Raw genomic sequence first — 13,429 nt, 5'->3', positions numbered from 1 at the left:
TAAGCTTTTATTTTGCCAAGAGCGAGTCAAAGCCAGCTGTGAAGCCTGACAGGGACATATCCAATGTGACAACTTCATCTGGGGCAGGGGCGGGGCGCAAGATCACCTTGGCAACCGCGCCTTTTTTCATGGCTGCAATATCTTCGGCGGTAAAGCCGACGCGGGCAAAGCAGCCGATCGGGCTACAGAAGCTATAGGGATAGCGGCGGGCCTTGCCTGTATCGACCTGCATGGTCAGCTGGGCCGAGAGCAGCGTCTCAAGCGGCACAAGGATATTGGCACCAGCCACAGCTTTGCCGCCTGCGGGCAGAGGGAAAATTGTGACTTCGGCTACATTTGTGCCGTTGCTGTCCTGAAGAACCTGAAACAGCTGGCACGCCTCATTCGGGTTTTCGCTGCCTTCGGGCAGAGCAGGGTCGCGCAAGCACTGAATTTTCCAGTCGCCTGACTCTGATTTGAAATAGGGCTCGGGGATCGCCTCTTCTCCAAGGCTCAAAACCTCGGGCGCAGGCGCGGCGGGTGTCTCGGCTGTTTCACCTGTTTGGGTGGGGGTCTGCTCGGTTGCGGTTTGGGCCGAAAGGCTCAGCGGCGCCGCCAGAAGCGCAATAACAAGCGCAATGCGCGAGGGATTTAACATGAGATGGTCCACCTGTAATTATAACGTTGCAAAGGGCTTACCATGCAGGCTTGGGCCTGTCAGGGCCAAAAGGGCGCGGCGGTCTGAGCCATGAGCATTTTTCTGCGCATATGACGCAGAGGCCTGACACAAAGGGCGCAATGGAGGCTGTTTGACCAAAAGAAAAAGGAGCCGAGCGGCTCCTTTTTCGTAATGTCTTCTCCCCGTCGGACTTGGCCGACTTATAGTAAGTCGAATGCTACGTTACATGATTGAAGCCGTCAACAGCACTTTGCGGCCTAGGCATAAAAATGGCCGCGCCAAGAAGCGCGGCCCAGTCTGACAGGGAGGAAGTCAACTTCGCACCAAGAGGACATGAGGCGCGAAGTGTGCTTGATCCTGAAGCAAAAACATTAAAATACTGTAAGGGAGGCGTGCGCAATTCTGCGCATCAGTGATATTTAAGTGGGAGACGTCTTTTGACTGATGGTATTTTTATGGGTGGCGGTGGCGCGGATTACGCAGAAGCGCAGGTATTGGGGCTGAAATATGCCAACCGTCACGGGCTGATCGCGGGCGCAACGGGAACAGGCAAAACCGTGACCTTGCAGATCATGGCCGAGAGCTTTTCCAACATGGGTGTGCCTGTCTTTATGGCAGATGTGAAAGGCGACCTTTCGGGGCTGGCCAAGGCGGGCAGCGAGAGCACAAAGCTGCATGAGGCCTTTATGAGCCGCGCTGAAAAGATCGGCTTTGAGGAGTATGCCTACGAGAGTTTCCCTGTCACCTTCTGGGATTTGTTTGGCGAACAGGGCCACCCGATCCGCACCACGGTGGCGGAGATGGGGCCTTTGCTTCTGTCGCGGCTTCTCGAGCTGACCGAGGCGCAGGAAGGGGTTGTGAATATTGCCTTTCGCGTGGCAGACGAAGAGGGGATGCCGCTTCTGGACCTGAAGGATTTTCAGGCGCTTCTGGTTTGGGTCGGTGAAAACAAAGACAGCTTGAGCCTGCGCTATGGCAATGTCTCTGTCGCCTCTATCGGCGCGATCCAGCGGCGCTTGCTTGTGCTTGAGAACCAAGGCGGAGCCAAGCTCTTTGGCGAGCCGGCCTTAGCCTTGAGCGATATTATGGCCATTGATCCTGACGGGCGCGGGCGCATCAATGTGCTGGCGGCTGACACTTTGATGTCATCGCCACGGCTTTATTCTACATTTTTGCTCTGGCTTTTGAGCGAGCTCTTTGAAGAGCTGCCTGAGGTCGGCAACCCCGACAAGCCCAAGCTCGTGTTTTTCTTTGATGAGGCGCATCTTCTGTTTGATGGCGCGCCCAAAGTCTTGGTGGATAAGGTCGAACAAGTGGCGCGGCTCATCCGCTCCAAGGGGGTGGGCGTTTATTTTATCACCCAAAACCCTGACGATGTGCCCGAAGATATTCTCGGTCAGCTTGGCAACAGGGTGCAGCACGCCTTGCGCGCCTTTACGGCGCGCGACCAAAAAGCGCTCAGGCTCGCAGCAGAGACCTATCGCAAGAACCCGCGCTTTGACATCGAGACCGCCATTCGCGAGGTCGGTGTCGGCGAGGCTGTGACCTCGTTTTTGCAAAAGAAAGGCGTCCCGGGGATTGCCGAGCGCACGCTTATTCGCCCGCCAAGCTCCCAGCTCGGGCCAATCACGGCTGCCGAGCGCGCCGAGGTGATTGCGCGCTCCCATATTGCGGGGAAATATGAGGCTGTGCTTGACCGCCGCTCTGCCTTTGAAATCTTGAGCGAGCGCGCTGACAAAGCCGCTGCCGAGGCCGAAGCAGCCGAACGCGCCGAAGCGGCGGCAGAGGCAGAAGAGCGCGAATTCAAGGCGGCGCGGCGCTATCAAGGCCAAGGCGTGAGCCGCTCGTCCTCGCGTAGCTCACGGGGCGAGAGTTTTGGTGAAGCCCTGACCAAACAAGTGATGCGAGAGCTCAAGGGCACCACAGGCCGCCGCATCATTCGCGGGCTTCTGGGCGGGCTTTTCAAGGGGCGCTGACTTAACGGCTGGTGTCTCTACGGTTTTGCTGCTCCATGCTGAGCACGCGAATGGGCACGGACATGAGCGCAACAAAGCCAGCCGCCAGAACGGCGGAACTGGCAAAGCCGATCCCTGCGAAGATCTGCAAGGTGTAGCGAGAGGTGAGCGGCTGAAACAGGATTTCAAGATATCCAAGCCCGTCGGCAGCCCCAAAACTTGCGTAGACCACAGCCGCCTCTGTCAAGACAGCGACACCTCCGACGCCGCCACAAAAGAGGCTCGCAAAAATGATACGCTCGCGCCCGTCCATCCGCCGCCGCAGCACAGCAAAGACACCGCGCCCCAGCTGGGTCGAGAAGAACAGGGGGCTGACCGCCGCGAGGCGCATCCAAAGCGACGGATACCACTTGGTCTCGCCCTTTGGCATAAAGAGCCAGAGCGCCACGAGGGCGGCACAGACCACGCCAAAGAAGATAATGCCTTTGAGAGCGGGGCGCAGGAGCGGATGCATCTGGCTCATTTCTCGGGTATCAGCCCACGCGGGCTAAACCTGAGCACACAAAGCAGAATGATCCCCATTGTCAGCAGGCGCATATGAGCCGCTGAGTCCAAGAGATGCGCTTTGAACGCGCTGCCTTCGGCCATGCCCGAGGTGATCAGCGTCAGGAAGGCGAGGCCCATCGGCTCGACCTGAACCCAGAAGAACCAGATCACAAAGCCGCCCAAGACGGCGCCAAGATTGTTCCCCGAGCCACCCACGATCACCATGAGCCAGACAAGGAAGGTAAAGCGCAGAGGCTGATAGGAGGTTGGCGTGAGCTGGCCGTCCAATGTGGTGATCATGGCGCCCGCTATGCCACAAATGGCGGAGCCGAGAATGAAGATTTGCAAATGCCGCGCGGTGACGTCTTTGCCCATGGCTTCTGAGGCCACTTCATTGTCGCGGATCGCGCGCATCATGCGGCCCCACGGGCTTTTCAGCGCCGCTTGCGCCATGGCAAATAGGACAAGCAGCACAACCGCGAAAAGGCCTGCATAGAGCAGCTTGACCCAGAGGGTAGAAGCCGTGACAGGGTCAATGCCGTAGGCGTTGGCTTTGGCAACGAACTCGGCCGAATTTTGCAAGTCGATCTCATAAGGCACAGGGCGGGGCAGGCCGATCACGTTTTTCACGCCTCGCGCCATCCAGTCTTCGTTTTTCATCACGGCAATGACAATCTCGGCAATGCCGAGTGTCGCAATGGCGAGATAATCGGAGCGCAGGCCAAGGGCTGTCTTGCCGATGATCCAAGCCGCGCCCGCCGCAAAAACGCCGCCAATCGGCCATGCGAGCAGAACGGGCAGGCCAAGGCCGCCGATGTTGCCTGCATTGGCAGGGTTGATCGCCTCAACCGCTTCAACGCCGCCGTCAAAAACGGCGCGAAAGGCAAAGAAGCCGATGAGGAGAACGCCCAGCATCACGATCGTGCGCTTGCGCCCTGCGTCCATGCGTTTGAACACGAGGATGGTCGAGACAATGCTCATGATCCCGAGGGTCAGACCTGCGAGGATCCGCATCCCGCCTGCGCTCCACGCGCCCTCGACAGGGGGCATCGAGACGAGCACTGTGGCGAGGCCGCCAAGCGCAACAAAGCCCATGATCCCGACATTGAAGAGGCCCGCAAAGCCCCACTGAAGATTGACGCCGAGCGCCATGATGGCCGAGATCAGCCCCATGTTGAGGATAAACAGCGCCGAGTTCCAAGACTGGAGAATGCCTGTGCCGATGATCAGCACCGCGACGAGTGCAAAATAGATGCTGTTGCGGAGTGTATCGCTCATACCGACTGCCCCTTGAATAGACCTGTGGGTTTGAAGATGAGCACGATCAGAAGGATCACGAAGCTCACCGCGAATTTATAATCTGTGGAGAGAAGCTGGACCAGCCCGTCTGGCTCAAGGCGCTCGGGCATAGCGTAGACCAGCACTTTTTTCCACGCATAGGTCACCGTGACCTCGGAGAAAGCGATGACAAAGCCGCCCGCAATCGCGCCCAGAGGGTTGCCGAGGCCGCCCACAATGGCGGCGGCAAAGATCGGCAGCAAAAGCTGGAAATAGACGAAGGGTTTAAACGTCTTATCAAGCCCGTAGAGCACGCCCGCAATGGTGGCGAGCGTCGCAACAATGATCCATGTCACCATGACAACACGCTCGGGGTTGATCCCTGAAAGCAGCGCGAGATCTTCGTTGTCAGAATAGGCGCGCATGGATTTTCCCGTGCGGGTGCGGTTGAGAAACCAAAACAGCGCCGCCACGACAACCACAGCCGTCACCACCGTGATGCCTTGGGTCGTGCGAATGGCAAGGCCCTCGCTCAGCCCTGTCATCTCTTTGAAGCTGCGCACCGAGACAATAAAACGTTCACCATCCGCAAAGCGCTGGTCATCCGGGCCAATGATAAAGCGGGTGAGGCCGTTCATGATAAACATGACCCCCATGGAGACGATCACAAGGATCACAGGCTTGGCCTTTTGGGCGCGGTAAAACTTATAAACCACACGGTCGGTGAAGAGCACGAGGCCAATGCAGCCGAGGATACCGAAGGGCAGGGCCAAAAGCGCTGTCGGCAGCGGGCCAAAGCTGATCCCCATTGACTGGAACCACCATGTAAAGAGCACGGTGACCATCGCGCCAAAGGCCATCGTGTCGCCATGGGCAAAGTTTGAAAACCGAAGGATACCGTAGATAAGCGTGACCCCGAGCGCGCCAAGCGCGAGCTGCGCGCCATAGGCGGTCGCGGGGATCAGAACGAAGTTGGCCAAAGCCACGAATGCGTTCAAAAGGTCCATTTAGAAGGCTCCTTCACAAGTGCCAAGATACTGGATCGCGCGCGGCCCAGCGTTAAGATGTCCGCTGAGGCGCGCGGCCTCTGGCGTAATTGAGACGAGATATTCCACGCCTTTGGCGGCGGCAAAGATCGTGATGAGGGCGTCTTCGGATTTCTTGGCCACAATGATCCAGTCGCCATCCTCCGTTGAGATGCTTTGGTTCGCGAGCTGCACCTCGATTTCAAAATCCGCCGCGGCGCAGGCTTCGGCCTCATAACACTGGGTCTCAAAGCGGCACAGGAAGGCCTGCGCGCTAGAGCCAAGACAGATCAGGCCAATGAGGAAAAGCAACCGCACCCCTCAGCCCCCCAAGAAGCTCTGGCGCACGTCGGGATTGGCCAGAAGCTCTTTGCCGGTGCCCGTATGCGCATTGGCCCCTTGCACGAGAACATAGCCTTTATCAGCAATTTCAAGAGCTTGTCGGGCGTTCTGTTCCACCATCAAGATCGGAATGCCAGTGCGCGCCACATCGATGATCCGGTCAAACAGCTCGTCCATCACAATCGGCGAGACGCCGGCTGTCGGCTCGTCCAGCATCAGAAGCTTGGGCTTCGTCATAAGCGCGCGGCCCACGGCCACTTGCTGACGTTGCCCGCCCGAAAGCTCGCCCGCCGCCTGAAGCCGTTTGTCTTTCAGGATCGGAAACAAGTCATAAATCTGCGCCATGGTGTCAGAATAATCATCTTGGCGGATAAAGGCGCCCATCTCGAGATTTTCCTCAACCGTGAGCGACGGGAAAATATTGGAGGTTTGCGGCACAAAGCCCATGCCTTTGACAACGCGGTCTTGCGGGGAGAGGGAGGTGATATCCTCCCCATCCAGCGTCACCGAGCCTTCGCGCAAATCCAACATCCCAAATACCGCCTTCATAGCGGTTGATTTGCCGGCGCCGTTCGGCCCAACAATCACAGCGATTTCGCCACGATCCACAGAAATGGTGCAGCCGTGCAAAATATCAGGGCCGGCTTTGGAATAGCCGCCTGTCATATTCTGACCAATCAAAAATGGCTCAGACATCCGCGCTCCCCTTTTTCTTTCTAAAAATATCCTGGGGTTTGGGGCAAAGCCCCAAGAGTGACAGGCTCCTCATGCGCCCACCTTATCTTTGTTCTTCAGGCCCGTGCCAAGATAGGCTTCAATGACCTCGGGGTTGGCTTTGATCTCGGCCAGCGTGCCTTCGGCCAGAACATGGCCCTCGGCCATACAGATCACGGGATTGCAGAGCATATCAATGAAATCCATGTCATGCTCGATCACCACAAAAGTATAGCCGCGCTCTTCGTTGAGGCGTTTGATGGTGTCGGAAATCGTATAGAGCAGCGTGCGGTTCACGCCCGCGCCGACCTCGTCGAGAAAGACGATTTTGGCATCCACCATCATGGTGCGGCCAAGCTCCAGAAGCTTTTTCTGTCCACCCGAAACCTGACCCGCCTTATGGTCGGCCAGATGCTCGATGGTGAGAAACTCAAGAACCTCGTCAGCCTTGGCGCGCAGCGCGCGCTCTTCATCCGCGATCCGCTTGCGGCCGAACCATGTGTTCCACAGGGTTTCGCCCGATTGCCCCGCAGGGACCATCATGAGGTTTTCACGGCAGCTCATGGAGGAAAATTCATGTGCAATCTGGAAGGTGCGCAACAGTCCCTTGTGAAACAGCTCATGCGGCGGCAGCCCTGTGATGTCTTCACCATCCATAATCACGCGCCCCGATGTGGGCGGCAACACGCCGGCGATCACATTGAACAATGTGGTCTTGCCCGCCCCGTTCGGGCCGATCAGCCCTGTGATAGAGCCTTGTTCAATGGTCAGCGTCGCGCCATCGACCGCGTGAAAGCCGCCAAAGTGCTTATGCAGATCATGCACTTCAATCATGCAGTCATCCCCAAGTTGTCGTGTCCAGATAAGAAAAAACAGCCCGAAGCAAGCCTCGGGCTGTTTGAGTTTAAGACCTAGAGATCAGCGGTAGCCGATTGTCGAATAAACGCCATCGGCGAATTCGATCTCTTGGTAGTTGCCAGCAGATTCGCCCGCACCCACAAGCTCGACGGCGGTCGCGCCCACATAGTCGATCTCGGTGCCAGCGGCGATCAGATCAAGCGCTTTGGCCAGCTCGCCCGGGAAGATTTGCTCGCCCGGTGCATTTGCCAGATCCATGATGTGATCTTTATAGTCCGCTGAGGCGGTTGAGCCTGCTTTGGCCATCGCCATCATGATCAGAGCGGCGGCGTCATAGCTTTCTGGTGCAAAAGCGCTTGTGCCGTCAAAGCCCGCGCCCTCGGCCATGCCAACAAACGTCGCAGCACCTGTGCTGTCTGTGCCAGGATAGGCGCCAAACGAGCCATTGAGTTCTGCGCCGAAGTTTTCGTTGAGCTTCGCGCCGACCATGCCGTCTGGGAAGTAGAAGGTTTCAAAGGCACCTGTGTCCAGAGCCGAGCGCACAACGCCCGAGCCGCCTTGGTCCACATAGCCAGCGACAACGAGAACTTCGCCGCCCGCTGAGGCCAGTGCGCCAACTTCGGCAGAGTAGTCGGCCTTGCCGTCTTCATGCGCTGAAACGATTGTGACTGTGCCGCCAGCAGCTTCAAACTCGGTTTGAATCGCATCGGCCAAGCCTTTGCCGTAGTCGTTGTTTGTATAGGTGATCGCGATTTCTTTAAAGCCGCGGTCTTGCAGGATGTTTGTCACGATCACACCCTGGCGCGCATCCGAGGGCGCTGTGCGGAAGAAGAGACCATCGTCTTCAGCCGTTGAAAGGCCGGGTGATGTGGCGGATGGTGAGACCATCACGATGCCGTTGGGACGCGCGACGTTTTGCAAGATTGCGCCTGTGACGCCTGAGCAGTCCGCGCCCATGATGCCAGCAACGCCGTCTGATGTGACGAGACGCTCGGCGGCTGATGTCGCCGCGGCGGCATCAATACAGGTTGAGTCGCCACGCACCGGCACAACAGCAGAACCGCCCATGAACTTGCCACTGTCCGTGACTTCTTTCATCGCGAGTTCAGCGCCGGCCGCCATGGCGGGTGTGATGGATTCAAGCGGGCCTGTGAAGCCGAGGATGATGCCGATTTTGACATCTTCTGCAAAAGCGCCACCAGCCATAAGGGCGGATGCGGCCGTGGCCATAAGGAATTTTTTCATGTGTCGTCTCCCAAGGTGTTTTTGTTTTTTGACTGACGAGCAGAATAGCGCAGTGGATAAAAAAGAAAAGCTGGATTTTGGGCCTGTTGACCAAGCGTTAACTCTGTTTTGACAACGGATCGATCCTCCCATGGCGCACCACGGGAAACTGCTGTGCTTGATGCACGCATAGGCTGTGACGCGCCCAGACACCAAATGCGCCCTGCGCAACAACCTTGTGCTTTGACTGCGTCAAATCACCCGGCCAGAGGGGCTTTGCCCCTCTCGATTTCAAAGGCGAAAGGGCCTTTGAAATCACACTCCCCAGGATATTTCTGGAAAGAAAAACAGGTCTTTGGCTCAGATCGAGAGACGGCTCGCTTGGGAGCCGCGCTCGCGATAGGGTGTGGTGTTGTAATGGGCGCGGTAGCATTTGGAGAAGTGGCTAGGGCTGGCAAATCCGCAGGCCAGAGCCACATTGATCACGCTCATGTCGGTTTGCATCAACAGATTGCGCGCCTTTTGCAAACGCAGCTCCATATAGTAGCGTTTGGGCGAGCGGTTGAGGTAGCGCCGGAAGAGCCGTTCGAGCTGTCGTGTGGACATCCCCACATCTTTGGCAAGAACAGCAGGGCTGATTGGCTCTTCAATGTGGCTTTCCATCATCTGGATCACAAGGCTGAGCTTGGGGTGGCGCACGCCAATGCGGGTGGGCACGGAGAGGCGCTGTGTGTCTTGGTCGGTGCGGATCGAGCTGTAGATCAGCTGGTCGGCCACGGCATTGGCCAGCTCTTCGCCATGATCATCGGCAATAATTTTGAGCATGAGGTCAATCGAGCTTGTGCCGCCCGCCGTGGTGAGGCGGTTTTTGTCAATGACAAACACTGATTTTGTCAATTCGACTTCATCAAACTCTTCGGAAAAGCTGTCCTGATTTTCCCAGTGGATCGTGGCGCGGCGGCCATCGAGGAGGCCGGCTTTGGCAAGCGAAAAGGCGGCTGTGCAGAGGCCGCCAATGATCGGGCCTTTGCGGGCCTCGCGGCGCAACCAAGAGACAAGGCGTTTGGTTGTGGCGCTTTGAACATTGATACCGCTGCAAACGAGCAAGGTATCGTCGCGGCTCAGCTCGCCCAGATCCATATCAAGCTTGAACTCTGTGCCCGCCGAGCAGGTGACTGTTTCGCCGCCTTCGCCTGCGAGCTTCCATTCGTAGAGCGTCGCTTCGGCCATGCGGTTTGCGATCCGCAAGGCTTCAATCGCCGAGGCAAAGCTCAGCAACGTGAAATTGTCGAGCAAAGCAAAGATAAAGCGCCGTGGCTTTTCTGGCGTGGCATCCAGTTTGATCGTGGGGCGTTGTTGCAGGCTCATGGAGGGCTTTCGTCAGTCGTAAGCGCCAGTATTTGTCGCTTTTTGTCACTTGGTCAGAGCTTGGCTCTTAGGTCAAGACATCTCGTGTCGCAAAAAGGTCATTCACTCATACCTTTCTGCCTCTTGTGCGATTCTAAGGCCTCATGCAAGCCCATTTCATTTCTGATATGGTTTTCAGGCTGAACCACCGTTATAAGGCAGCCTCGCAAGACCAAATACTGGAGACAAGACGATGACGGAGTGGACAAAAGCTGGATGGCGCGCAAAGCCGAGGGTCCAGATGCCCGATTATACCGACCAAGCCCAGCTTGAGACGGTCGAAGGCCAGCTTTCCAAATATCCGCCGCTTGTCTTTGCGGGCGAAGCGCGCAAGCTCAAAGCCCAGCTTGCCGCCGCAGGGCGTGGCGAGGCTTTTCTGCTGCAGGGCGGCGACTGTGCCGAAAGCTTTGACCAGTTTAGCGCCGATGGCATTCGCGATACCTTTAAAGTGATGTTGCAGATGGCCATGGTTCTGACCTATGGCGCGAAAGTGCCTGTGATCAAAGTGGGCCGCATGGCGGGGCAATTTGCCAAGCCGCGCTCGGCCCCCACCGAGGTTGTGGACGGTCAGGAGCTGCCAAGCTATCGCGGCGATATCATCAACGAGCTTGAGTTCACCTCGGGGGCGCGTATTCCGAACCCTGAGAAGATGCTGCAAGCCTATATGCAATCTGCCGCGACGCTGAACCTATTGCGGGCGTTTTCCACGGGCGGCTTTGCCGATATGCACCGCGTGCACTCCTGGACACTCGGCTTTGCCGAGGGCGACGGTGCCTCGCGCTATGGCGATATTTCCGCGCGTATTCAGGACAGTATCGACTTTATGGCGGCGGCAGGTATCACGGGTAAAACAACCCATGAGTTCTCCACTGTTGATTTTTACACGAGCCATGAATCCCTTTTGCTGGAGTATGAAGAGGCGCTGACACGGCTTGATAGCACCTCGGGCAAATGGCTGGCTGGCTCTGGACACATGGTCTGGATTGGCGATCGCACCCGCCAGCCTGACGGCGCGCACGTCGAGTTTGCCCGTGGGGTTCTCAACCCGATCGGCTTGAAATGTGGCCCGTCTATGGAAGCCGATGATCTCAAAAAGCTGATGGCGACGCTCAACCCTGAAAATGAAGAAGGCCGCCTGACGTTGATTGCGCGCTTTGGTCAGGGCAAGGTAGGCGAGCACCTCCCACGTCTTATTCGGGCTGTGGAAGAGGAAGGCGCCAATGTTGTTTGGGTCTGTGATCCGATGCATGGCAACACGATCAAATCGTCCACTGGCTACAAGACCCGCCCCTTCGGGCAGGTTTTGGGCGAAGTGCGCGAGTTCTTTGCGGTTCACAAAGCCGAAGGCACCCAGCCGGGTGGCGTGCATTTTGAGATGACGGGCCAAGACGTAACCGAATGCACAGGCGGCGTGCGCGATGTGACCGATGAGGACCTGTCTGATCGTTACCATACGGCCTGTGATCCACGCCTCAATGCGTCGCAATCGCTTGAGCTGGCCTTCCTTGTGGCTGAAGAGCTGACAAGCTTGCGCAACGCAAACCTCGCAAAAGCAGCAGGTTAACCGCTGAGGCGGGCCAGTCTTAGAGACAGTCTTTTCCAGATTGGCCCGTTCACTCGCTTGATTTTACGACCCGCAAGTAATCAGGCCGTTTTGTGCGGCGCGCCTCGGGGGCTGGCTCAAAATCGGCCTGAGCTTCTGAAAAGCCTGTCACGGGTTGCAAATGCGGGTGGCTCCGGGCTGTTGTGGAGGCAGCTTCGATTGCGTGTTTTACCACATTCGCAATCTCAAAGCGCTGTGGCGGTGCTTTGACTGGACCTCTGGTCTCCAGACAGCCCAGAACGCGGGTCGTCTGGCCTTTTTCATCTACCATGGGCAGAAGCAGCATCCGCTCGTGGGACTCTGCGGCCTCTCTCATTTGGCCTTCCGGCGTCAGGCTGAGTGTCATGATCGAAGGGCTATTGAGCACGCCGACAAGCACGCGCGAAAACGTATCCCGCGAGGGCGGAGCGATCAGGCTGCTGATCGGCATTCCGCGCACCTCCATGCCGAAAAGCTCGTTCAGATGCATTCCTGCAATGCGGATGCGCGCAATACCTGTGCCGATGCTTTCCAAGATAAACGCATAGTTCAAGGCGTCTTCTATGCCTCTCGGGTCGATATCAGAGCGTTTTGGCAAGCCGTTCTTGGGCTTGAGGCTCTGCCAGTAGGCTTGAACAAGCGCACAGGCAGGATACTGGTTTTGGCTCAAACGGTCCATCATATTTAAAACAATCCCACTGCGCACCAAGTCTGACATATAACTGCTTCCCCTGTAAACGGTTTGCACCAACAAAGATCTGCGCTGACGACAGACCGCCTCAAGGCGGGCCGCGCCAGTGCCTTTCAAATATGGCCTAAATTGGGCGAAAATTTGATTGAATTTGGAAAGATTGGTTAACGGCTTGGCGCAGAAGAGGGCGGGAAGGCTTGCTTCATGCCCTCCGAAGCGCGTAAGTCAGGCCGCAGACCAGCCATAAGGAGTGCCACGATGATTTCATCCATGACAGGGTTTGCCTCAGGCAAGGGCAGCATAGGCGCACACAGCTGGAGCTGGGAGCTGCGGGCCGTCAACGGCAAGGGGCAGGATATTCGCATCCGCGTTCCAGACTGGATCGCGGGGCTGGAAGCCCATTTGCGCAGCACCGTTTCCGGCGCAACGGAGCGTGGCAATATCACCATCGGCCTCAGGCTCGCCCGCGAAGAGGCGAGCGCGAGTCTCAGCCTGAATACAGTGCAGTTAAGCGCCGTTCTGGCGGCCATGGCGGATGTCGAACAGCAGGCCATGGACCAAGGCCTTTCGCTCGCGCCGAGCACCTCAAGCCAGATCCTCGGGCTGCGCGGCATTCTGGAACAAAGCACAACAGAAGACGACCCTGCGCCGCTTCTGGCGGCCCTCAAGGCCGACTTTGAGCCTGTCTTGAAGAGCTTCAACGAGATGCGCACCGCCGAGGGCGCGCAGCTTGAAGCCTTGATATCTGAGCAGATCGACGAGATCGAACGGCTTACAGACGCCGCTACCGAGGCCGCCGAGGCGCGCCGCGCGGAGAGCGCCGCCGCCTTTCGCGCCAGCCTTGCCCGCGTGGCAGAGGCCGTGGATGTGGACGAAGCCCGCATCGCCCAAGAGCTTGCCATGCTGGCCGTGAAGGCCGATATCACAGAAGAGCTGGGCCGCCTCAACGCCCATGTCGTCGCGGCGCGCGAACTGATTGCCAAAGGCGGCCCTGTCGGGCGCAAGCTCGATTTTCTGGCGCAAGAGTTCAACCGCGAGGCCAATACGCTCTGCTCCAAGGCGCAAATGAGCGCCCTGACGCGCATTGGGCTTGATCTCAAAGCCGTGATCGACCAAATGCGAGAGCAAATCCAGAATGTGGAGTAAACC

Annotated in this window: 13 protein-coding genes; 3 read left to right on the top strand and 10 right to left on the bottom strand. The window is 57.6% G+C overall.

The annotated features are described in order from the left end of the window. Positions 1-7: 7 nt before the first annotated feature. On the bottom strand, positions 8-637 hold the full coding sequence (locus tag ACTF58_RS00375; protein WP_438989975.1) for an invasion associated locus B family protein: 630 nt from the start codon (positions 635-637) through the stop codon (positions 8-10). Between the two features lie 476 nt (positions 638-1,113). Here ACTF58_RS00375 and ACTF58_RS00370 point away from each other — a divergent pair, with 476 nt between their 5' ends. Beyond that, entirely contained in the window at positions 1,114-2,634 is a 1,521-nt protein-coding gene (locus ACTF58_RS00370) for a helicase HerA-like domain-containing protein (protein ID WP_438990130.1), read from the top strand. 1 nt (position 2,635) lies between these two features. Here the strand turns inward: ACTF58_RS00370 and ACTF58_RS00365 are convergent, their stop codons facing one another. The 8 genes from ACTF58_RS00365 to ACTF58_RS00330 all read right to left on the bottom strand — a co-directional run bounded on the left by ACTF58_RS00365 (position 2,636) and on the right by ACTF58_RS00330 (position 9,968). Next, the gene (locus tag ACTF58_RS00365) at positions 2,636-3,136 is read right to left on the bottom strand and encodes a hypothetical protein (RefSeq protein ID WP_438989974.1); all 501 of its coding nucleotides are present in this window, start codon (positions 3,134-3,136) and stop codon (positions 2,636-2,638) included. Continuing rightward, positions 3,133-4,437, bottom strand: a complete 1,305-nt coding sequence (locus ACTF58_RS00360; protein WP_438989973.1) for a branched-chain amino acid ABC transporter permease — start codon at positions 4,435-4,437, stop codon at positions 3,133-3,135. The genes ACTF58_RS00365 and ACTF58_RS00360 overlap by 4 nt, the downstream gene beginning before the upstream one ends. Further along, the gene (locus tag ACTF58_RS00355; protein ID WP_438989972.1) at positions 4,434-5,444 is read right to left on the bottom strand and encodes a branched-chain amino acid ABC transporter permease; all 1,011 of its coding nucleotides are present in this window, start codon (positions 5,442-5,444) and stop codon (positions 4,434-4,436) included. Before ACTF58_RS00355 ends, ACTF58_RS00360 begins: the two co-directional genes overlap by 4 nt. Next, positions 5,445-5,780 (bottom strand): hypothetical protein, encoded by a 336-nt coding sequence (locus tag ACTF58_RS00350; protein ID WP_438989971.1) that lies wholly within the window; start codon positions 5,778-5,780, stop codon positions 5,445-5,447. Between the two features lie 3 nt (positions 5,781-5,783). Continuing rightward, positions 5,784-6,500, bottom strand: coding sequence for an ABC transporter ATP-binding protein (locus tag ACTF58_RS00345; protein ID WP_438989970.1), 717 nt, complete (start codon positions 6,498-6,500; stop codon positions 5,784-5,786). A 69-nt stretch (positions 6,501-6,569) separates the two neighbouring features. Next, positions 6,570-7,352: an ABC transporter ATP-binding protein gene (locus ACTF58_RS00340; RefSeq protein WP_438989969.1), complete on the bottom strand. Its 783-nt coding sequence runs from the start codon at positions 7,350-7,352 to the stop codon at positions 6,570-6,572. 84 nt (positions 7,353-7,436) lie between these two features. After that, positions 7,437-8,621, bottom strand: a complete 1,185-nt coding sequence (locus tag ACTF58_RS00335) for an ABC transporter substrate-binding protein (protein ID WP_438989968.1) — start codon at positions 8,619-8,621, stop codon at positions 7,437-7,439. A 339-nt stretch (positions 8,622-8,960) separates the two neighbouring features. Then, the gene (locus ACTF58_RS00330; protein WP_438989967.1) at positions 8,961-9,968 is read right to left on the bottom strand and encodes a GlxA family transcriptional regulator; all 1,008 of its coding nucleotides are present in this window, start codon (positions 9,966-9,968) and stop codon (positions 8,961-8,963) included. A 232-nt stretch (positions 9,969-10,200) separates the two neighbouring features. Between ACTF58_RS00330 and ACTF58_RS00325 the strand changes: the two genes are divergently transcribed. Further along, positions 10,201-11,571, top strand: a complete 1,371-nt coding sequence (locus ACTF58_RS00325) for a class II 3-deoxy-7-phosphoheptulonate synthase (protein ID WP_438989966.1) — start codon at positions 10,201-10,203, stop codon at positions 11,569-11,571. A 49-nt stretch (positions 11,572-11,620) separates the two neighbouring features. Here ACTF58_RS00325 and ACTF58_RS00320 read toward each other — a convergent pair whose 3' ends face one another. Beyond that, entirely contained in the window at positions 11,621-12,307 is a 687-nt protein-coding gene (locus ACTF58_RS00320; protein ID WP_438989965.1) for a PAS domain-containing protein, read from the bottom strand. Positions 12,308-12,538: 231 nt separating this feature from the next. On the opposite strand from ACTF58_RS00320, the gene ACTF58_RS00315 reads away from it, so the two are divergent. Continuing rightward, complete coding sequence (locus ACTF58_RS00315; RefSeq protein WP_438989964.1) at positions 12,539-13,426, top strand: YicC/YloC family endoribonuclease; 888 nt, start codon at positions 12,539-12,541, stop codon at positions 13,424-13,426. Positions 13,427-13,429 lie beyond the last annotated feature (3 nt).

Origin of the sequence: Lentibacter sp., assembly GCF_965657785.1 — a bacterium.
In the GTDB taxonomy this organism is placed as follows: Bacteria; Pseudomonadota; Alphaproteobacteria; order Rhodobacterales; family Rhodobacteraceae; genus Lentibacter.
Note: the sequence above shows the minus strand (reverse complement) of the source record. Positions and strands in the feature narration are given on the sequence as shown.

Coding starts and splice junctions, on each gene's coding strand:
- ACTF58_RS00375 (WP_438989975.1), bottom strand. CDS start 637: ATGTTAAATCCCTCGCGCATTGCGCTTGTTATTGCGCTTCTGGCGGCG.
- ACTF58_RS00360 (WP_438989973.1), bottom strand. CDS start 4,437: ATGAGCGATACACTCCGCAACAGCATCTATTTTGCACTCGTCGCGGTG.
- ACTF58_RS00370 (WP_438990130.1), top strand. CDS start 1,114: ATGGGTGGCGGTGGCGCGGATTACGCAGAAGCGCAGGTATTGGGGCTG.
- ACTF58_RS00320 (WP_438989965.1), bottom strand. CDS start 12,307: ATGTCAGACTTGGTGCGCAGTGGGATTGTTTTAAATATGATGGACCGT.
- ACTF58_RS00340 (WP_438989969.1), bottom strand. CDS start 7,352: ATGATTGAAGTGCATGATCTGCATAAGCACTTTGGCGGCTTTCACGCG.
- ACTF58_RS00355 (WP_438989972.1), bottom strand. CDS start 5,444: ATGGACCTTTTGAACGCATTCGTGGCTTTGGCCAACTTCGTTCTGATC.
- ACTF58_RS00335 (WP_438989968.1), bottom strand. CDS start 8,621: ATGAAAAAATTCCTTATGGCCACGGCCGCATCCGCCCTTATGGCTGGT.
- ACTF58_RS00330 (WP_438989967.1), bottom strand. CDS start 9,968: ATGAGCCTGCAACAACGCCCCACGATCAAACTGGATGCCACGCCAGAA.
- ACTF58_RS00365 (WP_438989974.1), bottom strand. CDS start 3,136: ATGAGCCAGATGCATCCGCTCCTGCGCCCCGCTCTCAAAGGCATTATC.
- ACTF58_RS00315 (WP_438989964.1), top strand. CDS start 12,539: ATGATTTCATCCATGACAGGGTTTGCCTCAGGCAAGGGCAGCATAGGC.
- ACTF58_RS00325 (WP_438989966.1), top strand. CDS start 10,201: ATGACGGAGTGGACAAAAGCTGGATGGCGCGCAAAGCCGAGGGTCCAG.
- ACTF58_RS00345 (WP_438989970.1), bottom strand. CDS start 6,500: ATGTCTGAGCCATTTTTGATTGGTCAGAATATGACAGGCGGCTATTCC.